The 17,885-nt window shown below is 67.3% G+C and carries 18 protein-coding genes; 10 read left to right on the top strand and 8 right to left on the bottom strand.

Features of this window, described 5'->3' with window-relative positions; genetic code table 11:
• The 4 genes from BLQ58_RS03060 to BLQ58_RS03075 form a co-directional block, all read left to right on the top strand.
• Window positions 1–288 (top strand): 3-hydroxyacyl-CoA dehydrogenase family protein (locus tag BLQ58_RS03060; protein ID WP_254775796.1); only part of this gene is annotated, 288 nt, incomplete at its 5' end.
• Window positions 289–371: 83 nt separating this feature from the next.
• A complete protein-coding gene (locus tag BLQ58_RS03065) occupies window positions 372–1,151 on the top strand; it encodes an oxepin-CoA hydrolase, alternative type (RefSeq protein ID WP_092594605.1) in 780 nt (259 codons plus the stop codon).
• Window positions 1,152–1,217: 66 nt separating this feature from the next.
• Entirely contained in the window at window positions 1,218–2,294 is a 1,077-nt protein-coding gene (locus tag BLQ58_RS03070; protein WP_092594607.1) for a phosphotransferase, read from the top strand.
• 292 nt (window positions 2,295–2,586) lie between these two features.
• On the top strand, window positions 2,587–3,591 hold the full coding sequence (locus BLQ58_RS03075) for a Bug family tripartite tricarboxylate transporter substrate binding protein (RefSeq protein WP_092594609.1): 1,005 nt from the start codon (window positions 2,587–2,589) through the stop codon (window positions 3,589–3,591).
• Between the two features lie 108 nt (window positions 3,592–3,699).
• On the opposite strand, the gene ggt is transcribed toward BLQ58_RS03075, so the two are convergent.
• Entirely contained in the window at window positions 3,700–5,613 is a 1,914-nt protein-coding gene (gene ggt, locus BLQ58_RS03080; RefSeq protein ID WP_092594611.1) for a gamma-glutamyltransferase, read from the bottom strand.
• A gap of 251 nt (window positions 5,614–5,864) precedes the next feature.
• Here ggt and BLQ58_RS03085 point away from each other — a divergent pair, with 251 nt between their 5' ends.
• From BLQ58_RS03085 to BLQ58_RS03095, 3 genes are read left to right on the top strand one after another with little or no spacing between them, the layout of a single operon-like run.
• Window positions 5,865–6,104, top strand: coding sequence for a hypothetical protein (locus tag BLQ58_RS03085; RefSeq protein ID WP_092594613.1), 240 nt, complete (start codon window positions 5,865–5,867; stop codon window positions 6,102–6,104).
• A gap of 22 nt (window positions 6,105–6,126) precedes the next feature.
• Entirely contained in the window at window positions 6,127–6,732 is a 606-nt protein-coding gene (locus BLQ58_RS03090) for an RNA polymerase sigma factor (protein ID WP_092594615.1), read from the top strand.
• A complete protein-coding gene (locus tag BLQ58_RS03095; protein WP_092594617.1) occupies window positions 6,729–8,123 on the top strand; it encodes a hypothetical protein in 1,395 nt (464 codons plus the stop codon). Before BLQ58_RS03090 ends, BLQ58_RS03095 begins: the two co-directional genes overlap by 4 nt.
• 90 nt (window positions 8,124–8,213) lie before the next feature.
• On the opposite strand, the gene BLQ58_RS03100 is transcribed toward BLQ58_RS03095, so the two are convergent.
• On the bottom strand, window positions 8,214–9,368 hold the full coding sequence (locus tag BLQ58_RS03100) for a CAP domain-containing protein (protein WP_254775797.1): 1,155 nt from the start codon (window positions 9,366–9,368) through the stop codon (window positions 8,214–8,216).
• Window positions 9,369–9,606: 238 nt separating this feature from the next.
• Window positions 9,607–10,551, bottom strand: a complete 945-nt coding sequence (locus BLQ58_RS03105; RefSeq protein ID WP_092594621.1) for a LysR family transcriptional regulator — start codon at window positions 10,549–10,551, stop codon at window positions 9,607–9,609.
• Window positions 10,552–10,724: 173 nt separating this feature from the next.
• On the opposite strand from BLQ58_RS03105, the gene BLQ58_RS03110 reads away from it, so the two are divergent.
• The 3 genes from BLQ58_RS03110 to BLQ58_RS03120 all read left to right on the top strand — a co-directional run bounded on the left by BLQ58_RS03110 (window position 10,725) and on the right by BLQ58_RS03120 (window position 13,629).
• Window positions 10,725–11,987: an acyl-CoA dehydrogenase family protein gene (locus BLQ58_RS03110; RefSeq protein WP_092594623.1), complete on the top strand. Its 1,263-nt coding sequence runs from the start codon at window positions 10,725–10,727 to the stop codon at window positions 11,985–11,987.
• Between the two features lie 125 nt (window positions 11,988–12,112).
• Window positions 12,113–12,805, top strand: a complete 693-nt coding sequence (locus tag BLQ58_RS03115) for a glutathione binding-like protein (protein WP_092594625.1) — start codon at window positions 12,113–12,115, stop codon at window positions 12,803–12,805.
• Window positions 12,806–13,251: 446 nt separating this feature from the next.
• Complete coding sequence (locus BLQ58_RS03120) at window positions 13,252–13,629, top strand: helix-turn-helix domain-containing protein (RefSeq protein ID WP_092594627.1); 378 nt, start codon at window positions 13,252–13,254, stop codon at window positions 13,627–13,629.
• Window positions 13,630–13,661: 32 nt separating this feature from the next.
• On the opposite strand, the gene ureG is transcribed toward BLQ58_RS03120, so the two are convergent.
• From ureG to BLQ58_RS03145, 5 genes are all read right to left on the bottom strand, one after another.
• Window positions 13,662–14,285: an urease accessory protein UreG gene (gene ureG, locus BLQ58_RS03125; RefSeq protein WP_092594629.1), complete on the bottom strand. Its 624-nt coding sequence runs from the start codon at window positions 14,283–14,285 to the stop codon at window positions 13,662–13,664.
• 17 nt (window positions 14,286–14,302) lie between these two features.
• Complete coding sequence (locus tag BLQ58_RS03130) at window positions 14,303–14,995, bottom strand: urease accessory protein UreF (protein WP_092595486.1); 693 nt, start codon at window positions 14,993–14,995, stop codon at window positions 14,303–14,305.
• Between the two features lie 209 nt (window positions 14,996–15,204).
• Window positions 15,205–15,843: an urease accessory protein UreE gene (ureE, locus tag BLQ58_RS03135; protein ID WP_092594631.1), complete on the bottom strand. Its 639-nt coding sequence runs from the start codon at window positions 15,841–15,843 to the stop codon at window positions 15,205–15,207.
• A gap of 10 nt (window positions 15,844–15,853) precedes the next feature.
• On the bottom strand, window positions 15,854–17,572 hold the full coding sequence (gene ureC, locus BLQ58_RS03140) for an urease subunit alpha (protein ID WP_092594633.1): 1,719 nt from the start codon (window positions 17,570–17,572) through the stop codon (window positions 15,854–15,856).
• Window positions 17,572–17,877, bottom strand: a complete 306-nt coding sequence (locus BLQ58_RS03145; RefSeq protein WP_092594635.1) for an urease subunit beta — start codon at window positions 17,875–17,877, stop codon at window positions 17,572–17,574. Before BLQ58_RS03145 ends, ureC begins: the two co-directional genes overlap by 1 nt.
• Window positions 17,878–17,885: the final 8 nt, after the last annotated feature.

Below are 17,885 nucleotides of genomic sequence, written 5' to 3' on the forward strand. Positions count from 1 at the left end.
GATTCGGCAGGCTTCATCGCCCAGCGCATCATCGGCTGCATCGTGAACATCGCCAGCGACATCGCGCAGCAGCGCATCGCCACGCCGACCGATATTGACCTGGCCGTGAACCTGGGCCTGGGCTATCCGAAGGGTCCGCTGGCGCTGGGCGACACGATCGGCGCCGCTGTGATCCTGGAAGTGCTGCGCAACATGAACCGCCTGACCGGCGACATGCGCTACCGTCCGAGCCCGTGGCTGTGGCGCCGCGCCGGCCTGGGCCTGTCGCTGCTGACCGAAGAAGCCTGATCGAGTGGGCGCCCCGCGAAACAGACACCGGGCGCCCTTTTTGCATTTGCATCAAGAATTCGTTTCGAGATAACGAGGCTGCCATGACTGCCCAGTTGCTGTCCGAACGCGTCGACGCGACGCTCGTGCTGACCATCTCCAACCCGGAGGCGCGCAACGCGCTGCATCCGGACATCTACGCCGCATCGCAGGAAGCCCTCGAAGTGGCCGCCCGCGACGACTCGATCCGCGCCGTGGTGCTGACCGGGGCCAACGGTGTGTTCTGCGCCGGCGGCAACCTGAACCGCCTGCTGGGCAACCGTTCGCAACCGCCGTCGGTGCAGGCCGAGAGCATCGATACGCTGCACCAGTGGATCGAATCGTTCCACGCCTTTCCCAAGCCGATCATCGCCGCCGTGGAAGGCCCCGCCGCCGGCGCCGGCTTTTCGCTGGTGCTGGCCTGCGACTACGTGGTGGCCGCCAGCGACGCCAAGTTCGTGATGGCCTACGTCAAGGTCGGCCTGACCCCCGACGGCGGTGGTTCGTATGAAATCGCGCGGATGCTGCCGCGCCAGCTGGCCAGCGAAATCCTGATGGAAGGCAAGCCGGTGGACCCGGCCCGGCTGGCACACTTCGGCATCGTCAATCGCGTGGTGCAGCCGGGCCATGCCCTGACCGAGGCACTGCGCATCGCCGAAAACCTGGCCAAGGAATCCCCCAACGCCGTGCGCGGCATGAAATCGCTGATCAACCATGCCGGCACTGCAACGCTGACCGAACACCTTGCCGCCGAGCGCGACAGCTTCGTGGCCGCGCTTCATCACAAGGACGGCGGTGAAGGCATCACGGCGTTCCTTGAGAAGCGCAAGCCGAATTACAGGTAATCGCCACACCTGTAACGCACCTTCGACAACGATCACAAAATAAAGACACTGCGGAGAGAGACAAAGATGAGCAGCAACGTATCGCACTTTGAAGGTACACGCCCCGTGGCAGACCAGCAGCGTTTCGATGTGGGCGCGCTGGAAGCCTGGATGCGCGAGCATGTCGAGGGCTTTGCCGGCCCGCTGACCGTCGAGCAGTTCAAGGGCGGCCAGTCCAACCCCACGTTCAAGCTGATCACGCCGGGCCAGACCTACGTGATGCGCGCCAAGCCGGGCCCGAAGTCGAAGCTGCTGCCGTCCGCCCACGCCATCGAACGCGAATACCGCGTGATGAAGGCGCTGGCCGGCACGGACGTCCCGGTGGCTCACATGTACGCGCTGTGCGAGGACGAAGACGTGATCGGCCGTGCGTTCTACATCATGGAATTCGTCAGCGGCCGCGTGCTGTGGGACCAGTCGCTGCCCGACATGACCGCGACCGAACGCGGCGCGATCTATGACGAGATGAACCGCGTCATCGCCGCGCTGCACTCGGTGGACTACAAGGCCATCGGCCTGGCCGACTACGGCAAGCCCGGCAACTACTTCCAGCGCCAGATCGAACGCTGGAGCAAGCAGTACAAGCTGTCGGAGACCGAATCGATCCCGGCCATGGACCAGCTGATCGCCTGGCTGCCCGATCATATTCCGCAGGAAGACCTGGACCTGACCAGCATCGTCCATGGTGACTACCGGCTCGACAACCTGATGTTCCACCCGACCGAGCCGCGCGTGCTGGCGGTGCTGGACTGGGAACTGTCGACGCTGGGCCACCCGATGGCCGACTTCGGCTACCACTGCATGAGCTGGCATATCGCGCCGGGCCAGTTCCGCGGCATCGCCGGCCTGGACCACAAGGGGCTGGGCATTCCCGACGAGGCCGCCTATCGCCGCCTGTACGAGCAGCGCACCGGCCGCCAGATCACCGGCGACTGGAATTTCTACCTCGCCTTCAGCATGTTCCGGATCGCCGGCATCCTGCAGGGCATCATGAAGCGCGTGGTGGACGGCACGGCATCGTCGGCGCAGGCCCTCGACGCCGGCAAGCGCGCACGCCCGATGGCGGAGATGGGCTGGGAGTACGCGAAGAAGTCGGCGGCTTGAGCAAGGCCGCCTCCGATGTGATGTGTTGCTCCCCCTGCCCGCCCGTTGGAAGGGGGAGCGAAGATCACATATTGATGACGTCATCAGACAACTGAGCACCAACCCGCACCTCACCCGCGCTCGTCTGCCATCTGCCCTGGCGCCGCACCTCCCTCCCTGACGGCCGCATTGTTGCTACATTTAGCGGCATCCGACTACGTGTTTTCCCGATAGACCCAACCTCAAAGCGGGCCTACACTCCCATCCAATCGTTGTACGACGACTGATGATAAGTGTTGACTGGAGACACAGCATGACCTCTTCTCGCCGCCAATTCCTTGGCCAGCTTCCGGGCCTCGCGGCTCTTGGTGCCGTTGGTACGTCCGGCATCCTGGCGCCCGCTTCGGCGTGGGCGCAGGACAAGTGGCCGAGCCGCCCAATCCGCCTGGTAGTGCCCTATCCCGCCGGCGGCTCGTCCGACATCATCGCGCGCCTGATCAGCAAGCAGCTGGGCGAAGCACTGGGCCAGCCAATCGTGGTGGACAACCGCCCGGGTGCCAACGGCAACATCGGCGCCGCCATGGTGGCGCAGGCCGGCACGGAAAACCACACGCTGCTGCTGTGCGACGTTGGCGCGCTGGCGATCACCCCGTCGGTCTATACCAAGCTCACGTTCAACCCTGATAAGGATCTCAAGGGCGTGGCCATGCTGGCCTATTCGCCGCACCTGCTGGTCGTGCATCCGTCCGTGCCCGCGAACAACCTCAAGGAACTGGTCGAACTGTCGCACAAGCAGGCGCTCAACTTCGCCGTCACGGCCATCGGCAGCGCTCCGCACCTGGCAGGCGTGGCCGTGCAGCAGGCCACCAAGGCCGGCTGGCAGTACGTGCCTTACAAGGGCGGCGCGCAGGCGATTGCCGATACGGTTGGCGGTACCGCCCAGGTGCTGATGAACGGCATGCTGGCGACCTATCCGCACGTGCAATCGGGCAAGCTCAAGCTGCTGGCCGTGTCCAAACGCACCCGCATGGCGCTGGTCAGCCAGACGCCGACGATTGCCGAAAGCGGCGTGCCGAACTTCGAATCCGGGACGTGGCAAGGCGTGATGGCGCCGGCCGGCATGCCCGATGCGCTGGTCCAGCGCATCAACACCGAGCTGGTGAAGATCATCCGCACGCCGGAGATCCGCGCCAACCTGGCCGGCCAGGGCGCCGAGGTCGTAACGATGTCCCCGGCCGACACCACCAAGTGGTTCCAGGCCGAGGAAAAACGCTGGGCACAAGTCGTGAAGGCGGCTGGGGTCAAGCTGGACGCATAAATCCGGCAGTCACAAGAAGCAGAACTGAAACGGGCGCGAATTTCGCGCCCGTTCTTTATTGCTGGCCGGCTGGGGCTGCCGTGGCAGCCGCGCGGCCTGCCACGCGACTCAGTCGCCCAGTGCCACGCCCTCGCGGCGCGGGTCCGCGCCACCGGCCCAGACTGCCCTGCCGTTGACAGTCTTGCGCATGATGGCCTGCGTGCCGCTGGTCATCTCGATCTCGGCCACCTGATGGCCTTGCTGCTTCAGCGCCTGCACCAGCTGCGGCGTGACCAGGCCACGCTCCACCTCGGTGGGGCCATTGCGGCTGCCGAAGTTGGCCATGCCCACGGCCTGCTGCACATCCATGTCCCAATCGAGCAGGCCCACCAGCGTCTTCGACACGTACTCGATGATCTGCGAGCCGCCCGGCGAACCGAGCGCGGCCACCAGCTTGCCGCTCTGGCGGTCGAACACCAGCGTCGGCGCCATCGACGAACGCGGACGCTTGCCCGGCTGCACGCGGTTGGCCACCGGCTTGCCATTTTCGGTCGGCGTGAACGAGAAGTCGGTCAGCTGGTTGTTGAGCATGAAGCCGCGCACCATGATGTGCGAGCCGAAATACGACTCGATGGTGGTCGTCATCGACAACGCACCGCCACGGTTGTCCACGGCCACGATCTGCGACGTGGAAATACGCGGCGGCGAGCGATCCGGCGCGAACGACACCTTCACGCCCGGCGGCGTGCCCGGCTGCGCCTTGCCCATGCTCTGGTCGCCGATCAACGCCGCGCGCTCGGCAAGGTAGCCCGGACTGACCATCGCGGCCACGTCCACCGGCACGAAATCGGCGTCGGCCACATAGAGGCCCCGGTCCGCATAGGCCAGCCGGTCGGCTTCGGCGATGGCGTGGACGGCCAGCGGATTTGGCTCCATCAGCGACGGCAGGTCGACCTTCGTCGGCTTCAGGCTGGCCAGCGCATAGCGCGGGTCACGCTTTTCCAGCGCCTCCAGCGTGCCGAGGATCTGCGCAATGGCAATGCCGCCCGACGACGGCGGCGGCATGCCGCAGATCTTGTACTGCCGGTAGTCGGTACACACCGGCACGCGCACCTTGGCCTTGTAGCCCTTCAGGTCCGCCTCCGACAGGCTGCCCGGGTTCTGATGGCCGTTGACCCTGGCCGCGATATCGCGCGCGATCGGCCCGTTGTAGAACACGTTCGGACCACTCTTCGCAATCTCGCGCAGCGTCTGCGCCAGTTGCGGATTCCTGACGATCGTGCCGACCGGCTTCGCCTTGCCCTGCGCGTCCAGGAAGTAGGCCGTCATCTCGGGCGACCCGCCCATGAACTTGTCTGCCGCCACCTGCGTGTAAAGCCGCTGCGACATCGGGAAGCCCTTGTCCGCCAGCCGGATGGCCGGCTGGAACAGGCGCGCCCAGGGCAGCCGCCCGTGCTCGCGATGGGCCATCTCCAGCGCGCGCAGCACGCCGGGCACACCCACCGACCGGCCGCCAATCTGGCCTTCCGAGAATTCCATCGGCTTGCCATCGGCACGCATGAACAGGTTTTCGGTGGCACCGGCCGGCGCGGTTTCGCGGCCGTCGTAGGCCTGCACGCGCTTGCCATCCCAGTACATGATGAACGCGCCGCCGCCGATGCCCGTGGCTTGCGGCTCCACCAGCGTGAGGACGGCCTGCATCGCCACGGCGGCGTCGATGGCCGACCCGCCGGCCCGCAGGATCTCGCGGCCCGCCTCGGTGGCCAGCGGATTCGCGGCCGCCGCCATGTGCTTCTGCGCGTAGGTGGTAGTCATGTCCGGGCGATAGCCCGACGACACTTCGGGCGCCGGCGGCATCGCCGCCTGCGCGGGGGGCGCAGAGGCCGGCGTGGCCGAGGCGGCGGGTGTGCCGGCGCCCTTGTCCGGCGTTCCGCAGGCCGCCAGCAACGCGGTCAGCGCCACGGCCAGCGCGCCACGCCAGCGCAGTGAATCGGAATGATGCGCGGTCGGGTCCGCGGAACGGGGTGCCACTGCTTCAGTCATGCCGTGTCTCCTGGTGGAAATCTCCGGCGATTGTAGCGGCGAAAAAGGCTGACGGCGGTGCGAATCGTCTGAAAGCCGGTCTTGCGTTTCGGGGCATTTTTTCCTATGCGGCCGACGCCAGCCGGCGCGGCGGCGTGGCATGTCCAGCGGGGCACCATATTTTGTCCATTTAGCTCAACCCCATCTGCCCGCCTGCGCCGTTTCATGGCCAGGGCGCACCTCGCGCCGGTTGCATGCCACAGGAGAACACCATGCGCAACGGGCTTTCCGCATTCCTCACGCCGGGAACGGCCGCGCTGTGCGCCGTCCTGGTACTGGTCGCATGCAGCGGACTGCCGCCCGCCGGGCCCGCAGCGCATCCGGCAGAGCCGTCGCCGCCCCCGGTGCCCGCGCCCACGCCGCCGTACATCCTGCAGCCCCCGGCGGACAAGCCCGGCAAGCCGGCGGCATCGCAGGACTGCAGCCAGTTGCGCGAGGCCGCCGTGCGCTGAGCGGCGATCTATACTCGATGCCATGACGCCTGCCAGCCCCGCCCCCGATATCGCTGCGCTGCCCGACGCCGACCTGATGCGCTTGGTGGCCGGCGGCGTCATCGAGGCCCCGATCGGCGAACTGTTCCGCCGCCACAACGGCGGCCTCTTCAACTATGTTGCCTGGCTGTGCCGGGGCGACACCGGCGAGGCCGAGGATATCGCGCAGAAGACGTGGATCCAGCTGATGACCCGCTGCGGCGACTACACGCCCACCGCCGCATTCCGCACCTTCCTGTTCCAGATCGCACGCAATGCCTGGCTGGATCAGGTGCGCAGCGCGCATGCCCGGCTGCGTGAATCGATCGACGAACACGAACCGGCCATGCCGGTCGACGACCTGACACCCGAGACCGAGGCGCAATTGCGCGAGCATCTGGCCAGCGTACGCCAGGCACTGCTGCAGTTGCCCGTGGCACAGCGCGAGGTGGTGGTGCTGCGCTTCTTCAGCGAGATGAGCGTCGAGGAGATCGCCGCGATGCTGGGCGAGAAGTTCGAGACGGTGAAGAGCCGGCTGCGCTATGCGTTTGCCCGGCTGCGCACGGTGCTGGCCGATGGCAGCATGGTGCCCGGGGAGCCCCGGCCATGACGACACGGCAACCCGGCCAATCTGGCCACGGCGCCGCCGAACGTTTTATCGCTGGCGAAGACCGGCTGTCCGCGCTGTTGCGCGACGTGCCGCGCTTTGGCGCGCCCGCAAGCCTGGCCAGCGCCGTGACCACCGCCGCCCGCGCGGTGCAGGCGCGCATGGCGGCCGAGGCCGAACGCGATGCGGTGCGGGCATCCGCGCCGCCACCCACTTTTACCGCGCCGCCCACGCTGTCCGGCAGCGTGCTGCGCGAGGCCGCGCGATTGCAGGCCGCACAGGCCGCGCGCCGCGATGTCGTGTTCGATCAGGTGTTGCAGGGCAAGCCCGCCGACGATGTCCTGGGTGCGCCGGTCTCCGCGCCGACCGAGGCATGGTTGCAGACGCAGGCCGCACAGCATCGTGACGGTGCGGCTTCCGCGGCGGCCGTCGCGCCGCCACCTGCCGCGCGCGCCACTGCCGTGTCGCGCTGGTGGCGGTCGCTCGGCGTCGCGGCCACCGCGTTTGCCGTGGCGGGACTGGCCACCAGGATCGTGCTGAGCCAGCTCGATGACGGCACGCCAACGACGGCCTCGCTATCGTCGAATGTCGTCATCGCCGACAACGCAGAACCCGCAACCCGAGACGACCCGGCGCTGGCGTCCGCACCTTCGTCGAGCGCCGCGCCTGCAATCGGAGCACCGCCCCCCGCTGCCGCGCAGCACACGCAGACCGCGGAAGCGCCGCCGGCTGCCGCCCCGGAGCGCGCGGCACCACACGCGGCGCCTGTGCGTCGGCCGACCACGCCATCGCCCACGGCCCGCAAGGAACCCGCACCGGCGCCGGCGCCTGATCCAGCGCCCGCTTTTGCACCTTTGCCCGCACCGGCAGCCGCCGCTGCGGAATCCATGCCTCCGGCACCGGCTGCCCCTGCCGCACCGGCTATCCTGGCCGCGCCGCCGCCGATGGCATCCGCGCAGGTCCAGACCGACGTTGCACCGGCACCCCCGTCCGCAGCCGCACCGGCCCCCGCACCGGGCGGGGGCGCTGAAGCACGCGCACGGCGCGTGCCGCAGTCGGCGTACATGGCGGCGCCTGCGCCGGCGCCGGCCGAATCGCCCGCCGCTTCAACGGCCACGGCAAAGGCGGCTGTGCCGGAAGCGCGAAAAGCGGCCATCGTCACGCTGGAGGACGATCCCGCTTCGGTCGCCATGCAGTGGCGCCCCGGCAATGGTCTGCACGTCTGGAGCGCCGAGCCCGACAATGCGGCCGTGCGCGACTGGGTGGCACGGCTGTGGGCGGCCATGCCGGCCGATGTGCGTCCCGTGGCGCCTTACGATATCCAGCGCGACGACGCACTCGCGCGCGGCCAGTTGCGCATCGAACCGGGCGCCGACCCGCCTGGCGTCAAATAGGCGCTGAAACGAAAAACGGGAGGCCGATGCCTCCCGTCTTCCTTTCCGGCCGCGCATCGGGGCGCGTTCCGGGCCCGATGGACCACCGCGTTACAGCGTGGTGAACGACCAGTTCAGGTTCACGCCCTGCCCGTTCAGCGTACCGCTGACGGTCACGTTGTAGCGCGTCTTGCCGGCCAGCGGCGCGGTCGGCGTGCAGATCGCCAGGCCGCCCGCAGCGCTGGACATGCCCGAGGTGCGCGCATCCACCTTCTCGCACGGCACGCTGTTGCCTGCTGCATCGGTGATCGAGAACGTGTCGGCATTGAACGCCAGCGACGTGTTCACCGCCTGCACCGTCACCGGATAGCCCATGGTCTTGCCCGCGTAGGCCGGCGCCGGATTCGGGCTTTCGTTGTTGACCCAGCTGACCGGCACATCGGCCTGGCCGTTGTACGGGTACGCCACCATCTGGTTGTCGGCGCCGCCCTGTCTGCGGTCGGCCAGGTCGATGGTCTGGAAGTAGTACGCCTGCGTGCCGCCGCTGCTGCCCGCGCCCACGCTTTCGGCAAACCCGCTGCCGGCCGATCCGTAGCTGCCCAGCAGGGCCGCGCGATGGAACGGGGCATCGACCAGATCGATCACGAGCTGATCCTTCGGCGTCATCGACAGGCTGGCGCCCGCCTGCGACGTCCAGCGATTGGCGCCGGCCACCACTTCGGCCGTGGCGTTGCTCGGGTACGCGGCCTGGATGCGGTCGTTCGGGGCCGCGCCGGTATAGCCGGTCTTGCCCGATTGCTCATCGTGCGTCAGCGTGTTGTTGGCCAGCATGTAGGCCGTGTGGTTCTGGGCCACGGTGTTGAGCGGGTCGCGCGCGGTCAGCGGGGCCAGGCCCACCTGCTCGCGGCGATAGTTGGCGTAGCACAGGCCGGCGCTGCGCGCATCGGCCAGCACCTTGTAGCCGGATACGCCCGTGCCACGCGCGGGCAGCAGCGCGACCGAGCCGGTCACCGGTGCCGGCGCGGCGCCGGTCACGGTGTAGCAGGCGCGGTCGGTGCCGCCGGCAGTCGGCGCGGCGGCGGCCTGGCCGCTGGCGGCCGACGGGGCGGCGGCCCCCGATTGGGCCGCGCTGCCGCTGCCGCTGCCGCCCGAAGCGGTTGCCGAGCCGCCGCCGTCACCGCCGCCGCAGGCGGCCAGTGTCAGGGCCGCACAGGCGGCGATGGCGCCGAGTGCAATGGGCCGTCCGTTGATGAAAGCAGTGCGCAAGAGTTTCCCTGGCATGTCAGCGTGCCTCGATGTGATAGGTCTGGATTGGGGAAACTGCCCGCATCCCGGTGTGTGGGCCGGGACGACGCCTGGGCGCTGCTGCGCCGCCATATGAGGCGTCGGGGACAGATGGAACGCAGTGATGGTAGGGACGCCCGCCACCATCGTCCACCTTTCGAACACTTTCTTACGCTGTGATCCGAGCGCGCTGCACGCGCGCGGCGCCGCCAGTGGTGAATCAGGCCGCGGGCGCGGTCGAGACATCGCCCATGCCGCTGCCGAGCGACGTCATGACCGCCATCAGCTGTTCGCGCAGCCAGCGGTTGGCGCCATCGTTTTCGCCGCCCGCATGCCAGTACAGGTGCAGTTCCAGCGACGGCACCTTGAACGGCAGCGACAGCAGCCGGTTGGCATAGGGCTCGTTGGCGATGCGCGCGTAGCGCAGCGGCAGCGTGGCCAGCAGGTCCGTGCAGCTGACCACGCGGCAGGCGGCCGCATAGTGCTGGCAGCGCAGCCGCACACGGCGCGTCAGGCCCATGCGGTGCAACGCCTGGTCCTCCAGCCCCGCCCCGCGCCGGCGCGACGACACGTGCACGTGTTCGGCCGCCAGATAGCGTTCCAGCGTCAGTTCCTTCTTCACCAAGGGATGGTCACGGCGGGCCAGCACCACCATCGGGTCAGACATGAAGGCGCTGTGATGGATGGCCGGCGACACCGGCAGCAGGATGTCGATGGCGGTATCCAGCGTGCCGGCCAGCAGTTCGGACTCCATCTCGCGGCGGTCGAAGCGGATTGCCGCGATTTCCACGTGCGGCGCCATGGCGGTCACGCGCGCCATCAGCGGCGGCAGCAGCGTGCTTTCCAGCGCGTCGCGCATGCCGATGGTGAAGCGCCGCGTGGTGTTGGCGGGATCGAAGTGCGGGGTGTCCTGCAGTGTCCGCGCAAACGACTGCAGCGCGCCGCGCACCTCGCCCGCCAGCGACCGCGCGAGCGGCGTGGGCGCCATGCCCTGCCCGCGCCGCTCGAACAGCGGATCGTCGAACAGCGTGCGCAGCCGCCCAAGCGCATGGCTCACGGCCGGCTGCGTCAGGTTCAGCTGCCGCGCCGCAGCCGTGATGCTGCCTTCGCTGTAGATGGCGTCGAACACGACGAAGAGATTGAGGTCGATCCGGCTGAGTTGCATGGCACCTTCCCGCACGCGTGCTTTACTGAGGCATCAATGTCGCGCATTCTGGCACGGAATGCACAAGATTGATACTGACCAATCCAGAAAATTCATTTTTCTTATTAGTCACGTTCCGATAGAGTAGCCACAGTCGGCACGGCGTGCCTATCGAACAACCCCGAGGAGACCCCATGCAATTCGAATATTCGCCCAAGGTCAAGGAGATGCAGGCCAGGCTGCTGGCTTTCTTCGACAAGCACATCTACCCGAACGAAAAGCGTTTCTACGCCGAGGTGCAGGCCAACCGCGAGGCCGGAAACGCATGGGTGCCGACCAAGGTTGTCGAAGAACTGAAGCCGCTGGCCCGCGAAGCCGGCCTGTGGAACCTGTTCCTGCCGCGATCGAAGCGGGCCCCGGAAGGCCTGTCGAACCTGGAATACGCGCCGATGTGCGAGATCATGGGCCGGGTGCCCTGGTCGGCCGAAGTGTTCAACTGCGCCGCGCCGGACACCGGCAACATGGAAACGCTGGAGCGGTACGCATCCGAGGAACTGAAGGATCAATGGCTCGAACCGCTGCTGCGCGGCGAGATCCGTTCGGCGTTCCTGATGACCGAGCCGGCCGTGGCATCGTCGGACGCCACCAATATCGAATGCCGCATCGAGCGCGACGGCGACCACTACGTGATCAACGGCACCAAGTGGTGGTCGTCGGGCGCCGGCGACCCGCGCTGCAAGGTCTACATCGTGATGGGCAAGACCGACCCCCAGGCGGGCCGCCATGAGCAGCAGTCGATGATCGTGGTGCCGGCCGACACGCCGGGCATTACCATCAAGCGCTTCCTGCCCGTGTTCGGCTACGACGACGCGCCGCACGGCCACATGGAAATCGAACTGAAGAACGTGCGCGTGCCGGCCAGCAACATCCTGCTGGGCGAGGGCCGCGGCTTCGAGATCGCGCAGGGCCGCCTGGGCCCGGGCCGTATCCACCACTGCATGCGCAGCGTCGGCGTGGCCGAGCGCGCGCTGGAACTGATGTGCAAGCGCAGCCTGGAGCGCGTGGCGTTCGGCAAGGAAGTGGCCCGTCAGGGCGTGACGCAGGAGCGCATCGCCGAAGCCCGCTGCGATATCGAGATGGCGCGCCTGCTGACGCTGAAGGCGGCCTACATGATGGACACCGTGGGCAACAAGGTGGCCAAGGCCGAGATCGCGATGATCAAGGTGGTGGCACCGAACGTGGCGCTGCGCGTGATCGACTGGGCCATCCAGGTGCACGGTGCCGCGGGGGTGTCCGGCGACTTCCCGCTGGCCAACTGGTGGGCGCACCAGCGCACGCTGCGCCTGGCCGACGGCCCGGACGAGGTGCACCGCAACGCCATCGCCAAGCTGGAACTGGCCAAGCACATGAACGTCAGCGCCGACAGCATCCGGATGCCCGTGACGCGCGGCTCCTGACAGGCCCGGCGGCCTGCCCCGAGCGACAAGCCCGGCCTCGTGCCGGGCTTTTTCATGTGCTGCCAGCAGGGTTATTCACTCTGTGCTTAAATGCCCCGGCCAATCTTCCATGGAGAGCGTTGCACATGATCGACGTCTACACCTGGGCCACTCCGAACGGCCACAAGGTCCATATCATGCTTGAGGAATGCGGCCTGGCGTACAAGGTCCATCCCATCAATATCGGTGCCGGCGACCAGTTCGGCGCCGATTTTCTCAAGATCAGCCCCAACAACAAGATTCCGGCGATCGTCGACAGCGACGGCCCCGACGGCCAGCCGATCTCGCTGTTCGAATCGGGCGCGATCCTGCTGTACCTGGCCGGCAAGACCGGCAAGTTCCTGCCCGACGACGTACGCGGCAAGTACGACGCGCTGCAGTGGCTGATGTTCCAGATGGGTGGGGTCGGCCCCATGCTCGGCCAGGCGCACCACTTCCGGATCTATGCACCGGAAAAGATCGAGTACGCGGTGAACCGCTATACCAACGAGGCCAGGCGACTGTACGGCGTGATCGACAAGCAGCTGTCGGCACACGCCTGGCTGGCCGGCGACAGCTATTCGATCGCCGACATTGCCACGTTCCCGTGGCTGCGCAGCTGGCAGAACCAGGGCGTGGAACTGGACGACTATCCGCACCTCAAACGCTGGTTCAACGAAATTGCAGAGCGTCCGGCCGTGAAGCGCGGCGTGGAGGTGCTGGCCAAGGAGCGCAAGCCGCTGCAGTCGGACAAGGAACGCGAGATCCTGTTCGGTGCCACGCAGTACCAGCGGCGCTAGGGACATGGCGTCACCCGTACGGGTGGCGTGTCCGGCACGGATTCACGCCACCCGACGGGTCCGGCCGTTGCCGGAATGACACAGAAATGAGAATCGATGCCGCATATGGCATCGGGTGTCGGGCTCGGGTGACAACGCCCGTCCCGGCAGGGGCGCGCGAATATCGGTATCGCAATGGGTGGAAACCGGAGCGTGCGCTGAAGGCTGGCCGGATGCCCAATGGACCGCGTGGCGCGGATTTCCGCCCACGGACGGATTTTGGGCATCCCGTGGGAGGGCGTCTGTGGTGACTGCCCGGCGCCGCAACTGTGCCGCATTGGCGACAGGTGTATCGCTTACGATGAGGAACTGGCACCGATAGAACGACCAACTATAAGTTGTCGTTCCGCATAGATCGAGCCCTTAGTCTCGATCGACTTAGCGACTTAGTATCCACACAGCAGCATATGACAGCAGACCCACTCAAGCTGTTCGGGCGACATTTGACCTGGTTGCGCAAGCAGCGCGGCTGGTCTCAGGAAGCGCTGTCGCTGGAAAGCGGCCTGGCCCGATCCTACCTCAGCGGCATCGAGCGCGGCACGCGCAATGTTGCGCTCTATAACATTTGTACCCTCGCAGACACGCTCGGTGTTTCGCCAACCGAGATGCTTGACTTTTCGAAGCATCGACCGGAAGAGGCGCAGGAAGCCGCCCGCTCGCCGTTCGACGCCGAGCAGTCACCCTCGGTACAGGCAACGCTGCGCTATATGGCAGACCTCAGCGATGTCGATCGCGATGTCGTGGCTGGCGTGGCACGGGCGCTGGCGCGGCGGCACGCTCGCTGAAACGCCCCGCCCAGGGCGGGGCGCACGCAGGCTCAGACGTTGAGCATGCCCTGCTGCTCGATAAAGGCAATCACCTGGTCCAGGCCCTGCCCTGACTTCACGCTGCCCATCACGAACGGACGATCGCCACGCATCTTGCGCGTATCGCTTTCCATGATGTCGAGCGACGCCCCCACGTAGGGCGCCAGGTCGGTCTTGTTGACCACCAGCAGGTCGGACTTCGTAATCCCCGGTCCGCCCTTGCGAGGAATCTTCTCCCCCCCCGCCACATCGATCACATAGATCGTCAGATCGGACAGTTCCGGGCTGAAGGTCGCGGCCAGGTTGTCGCCGCCCGATTCGATGAACACCACGTCGGCATCCGGAAACCTGGCCAGCATGCGGTCCACGGCCTCCAGGTTGATCGAAGCGTCCTCGCGGATGGCCGTATGCGGGCAGCCGCCCGTTTCCACGCCCATGATGCGCTCGGCCGGCAAGGCGCCCGAGATGGTCAGCAGGCGCTGGTCTTCCTTGGTGTAGATGTCGTTGGTGATGGCCACCAGGTCATAGCGGTCGCGCATGGCCTTGCAGAGCATTTCCAGCAAGGTGGTCTTGCCGGAGCCCACGGGGCCGCCCACGCCAACGCGCAGCGGAGGATTCTTCTTGGTACGGGTCATGATTCGGTCCAGGAACGCTAGGAGCGGAAAAGCCGGGAATACTGGGTTTCGTGTCGCGCGGACAGCAGGCCCAGCATGGGAGAAAACGTGGAAAGCTGCGGCGGGTCGGCATCGGCGCGACGGGCCGCCTCGTCCACGGTGTCGAGCACATGGCGGTGCAGGCCGCGCAGGATCTGCTGGCCGGCCACCTGGCCCAGCGGCACCGCCTTGAGCGCGGCGGCCACCTGGTTCTCGGCCCAATTGAAGGCGTAGGCGGCCAGCCCTTCGCGGGCATCGATATCCAGCGCCACGCACGCCGCGGCAAAGGCCGTGGGCAGGCACAGCGGCGACAGGCTGCGCAGGGTGTCGCGCAGCGCCGCATCGCCCCATTCCATCTGGCCGATCAGCCTGGCCAGCGACCAGCCCATCTGCTCGGTTTCGAGCCGCAATTCGGACGTTTCGCGGGTCACGTGGAACCAGTCGTTCCAGCGGGCGACCTCCGCCGCGTCCCGCTGCCGCCAGGCACGATGCAACAGCAGCCAGACCGGCGCCTCGCATTGGGCCTGCACCTGCACGAGGTTGTCGCGAATCCAGTGCTCGGCCGTTGCCGCGTCGCTGACGAGCCCGCAATCGATGGCCGCCTCAAGCCCTTGCGAATAGCTGAACCCGCCAATGGGCAATGCCGGCGATGCCAGGTGCAGCAGGGAGATCAGTTGGTGGAGCGCGGTCATGGCGAATGGCTCCGTTTGCATGTTGTTGGCAACGTGGCGGGCTTACCCTCTCCCCCAGCCCCTCTCCCGCCCGCGGGAGGGGGGAGAGAACCCGCAGCGGTGGCATCGGGGACCGCTGCGCTGGCATGGCAGCCGGTCGGCTCCCTTCTCCCGCGCGCGGGAGAGGGGTCGGGGCAGAGGGCAAGCGTCTGATTCACGATGCCATCCGGTTAATGCTTGTGCCCGCAGTGTTCGTCATGCACATGGCCGTGGTCGTGACCGTGCCCGTGATCGTGCCCGTGAGCGTGGTCGTGCCCGTGGTCGTGGTCGTGGTCGTGGTCGTGACCATGCCCGTGATGCTCGTGGAACACCGCCTGGGCCGCCGCGTAGTCTTCGGCGAAGGTCGCGTCGTGGCCGTGCTTGTGGCCCCCGCCGTAGGCGCCCGCCTCGGGCTCGAATGGCTGTTCGGCGCGTTCGATCTGCACGCCCAGGCGCGTCAGCATGTCGGCCAGCACCGGATCGTATTCCAGGCGCAGGTAGTCGCGCCCCACTTCCACCGGCGTGTGGCGGTTGCCGAGGTGATACGCGGCGCGCATCAGGGCGAGTGGGTCGGTGGCCGTCACCTGCAGCACCGATTCCGGCGCGGCCTGCACCTCGACGAAGGTACCGTCTTCGGCCACCAGCAGGTCGCCGCCGCGCAGTACGGTGCCGCGCGGCAGGAACAGCGCCGCTTCGGCGCCGTTGTCGAGCGCCGCGCGCAGGCGGCTCTTGCTGCGGTCGCCGAACGGCAGGACCAGCTTGGGGGCGCGCCGCACCAGCACGGGTGCGATACCGTGCGGCGCGGGCAGGACTTTGTCGATCTTGATCACGGCTTCAGCTTCAGAACAGGAAGTAGCGTTGCGCCATCGGCAGCACCGTGGCGGGCTCGCACATCAGCAACTGGCCGTCGGCCACCACCTGGTAGGTTTCGGGGTCCACGGTCACGTGCGGCTGCCAGTCATTGTGAACCATATCGCGTTTGCTGACCGTGCGGCATCCGCGCACGGCGGCCAGTGTCTTGGCCAGACCGTAGCGCCCGCCCACATCGGCCGCCAGTGCCGCCTGCGAGACAAACGTCAGCGACGACTTCGGCAGTGCACCGCCGGCCGACGCGAACATGGGCCGGTAATGCACCGGCTGCGGCGTCGGAATCGACGCATTGGGGTCGCCCATGGCCGCCGCCGCGATCATGCCGCCCTTCATGATCAGGCTCGGCTTCACGCCGAAGAACGCCGGCTTCCACAGCACCAGGTCGGCCCACTTACCCACCTCGATCGAGCCCACCTCGTGCGCGATGCCGTGCGTCAGCGCCGGGTTGATCGTGTACTTGGCGATATAGCGCCGCACGCGGAAATTGTCGTGGCCACCGCGCGCGTCGTGCGGGTCGCCGGGCAGCTTGCCGCGCTGGGCCGCCATCTTGTGCGCGGTCTGCCAGGTGCGGATGATGACCTCGCCCACGCGGCCCATGGCCTGGGAATCGCTGGAAATCATCGAGAACGCGCCCAGGTCGTGCAGGATGTCCTCGGCGGCGATGGTCTCGCGCCGGATGCGCGATTCGGCAAACGCGATGTCCTCGGCGATGGCCGGATCCAGGTGATGGCAGACCATCAGCATGTCCAGGTGCTCGTCCAGCGTGTTCACCGTGTACGGCCGCGTGGGGTTGGTCGACGACGGCAGCACGTTCGATTCCCCGCACACCTTGATGATGTCCGGCGCATGGCCGCCGCCCGCGCCCTCGGTGTGGTACGTATGGATCGTGCGGCCCTTGAATGCGGCGATGGTCGCCTCGACGAATCCGCCTTCGTTGAGCGTGTCGGTGTGGATGGCCACCTGCGTGTCGGTATCGTCCGCCACGGACAGGCAGGTGTCGATGGCCTGCGGCGTGGTGCCCCAGTCCTCGTGCAGCTTCAGGCCGATGGCGCCCGCTTCCACCTGTTCGGTCAGCGGCCCCGGCTGGCTGGCGTTGCCCTTGCCCAGGAAGCCGATGTTCATCGGGTAGGCATCGGCCGCCTGCAGCATGCGCTCCATGTACCACGGCCCCGGCGTGACGGTGGTGGCAAACGTGCCTGTGGCCGGCCCGGTGCCGCCGCCGATCATCGTGGTCACGCCGCTCATCAGCGCCTCGTCGATCTGCTGCGGGCAGATGAAGTGGATGTGCGTGTCGATGCCGCCCGCCGTGACGATCATGCCCTCGCCCGCGATCACCTCGGTGCCGGGGCCCACGACGATGGTCACGCCCGGCTGGATGTCGGGGTTGCCGGCCTTGCCGATACCCGCGATGCGGCCGTGCTTGAGGCCGATGTCAGCCTTGACGATGCCCCAGTGGTCGATGATCAACGCATTGGTGATGACGGTGTCCACGCAATCCTTCGACATGCGCTGGCTCTGGCCCATGCCGTCGCGAATCACCTTGCCGCCGCCGAACTTCACCTCCTCGCCATAGATCGTGAAGTCCTTTTCCACCTCGATGACCAGGCCGGTGTCGGCCAGCCGCAGGCGGTCGCCGGTGGTGGGGCCGAACATCTCGGCGTAGGCCTGCCGTGAAATCTTCACGCTCATCACAGTGCTCCCATGATCTTGCCGTTGAAGCCGTAGACGATGCGATCGCCGTCGAGCGCCACCAGCTGCACCGTGCGCGACTGGCCCGGCTCGAAGCGCACCGCCGTGCCGGCCGCGATGTCGAGCCGGAAACCGCGCGCGGCCTCGCGGTCGAACGACAGCGCCGCATTGGTTTCGTAGAAGTGGAAGTGCGACCCGACCTGTACCGGACGGTCGCCCGTATTGGCCACGGTCACGCTGACCGTGGCGCGGCCTGCGTTCAGTTCGATCTCGCCGTCCAGCGGCATCAGTTCACCGGGAATCATCGCCTGGC

This window comes from Ralstonia sp. 25mfcol4.1, from assembly GCF_900104095.1.
Taxonomy (GTDB): domain Bacteria; phylum Pseudomonadota; class Gammaproteobacteria; order Burkholderiales; family Burkholderiaceae; genus Cupriavidus.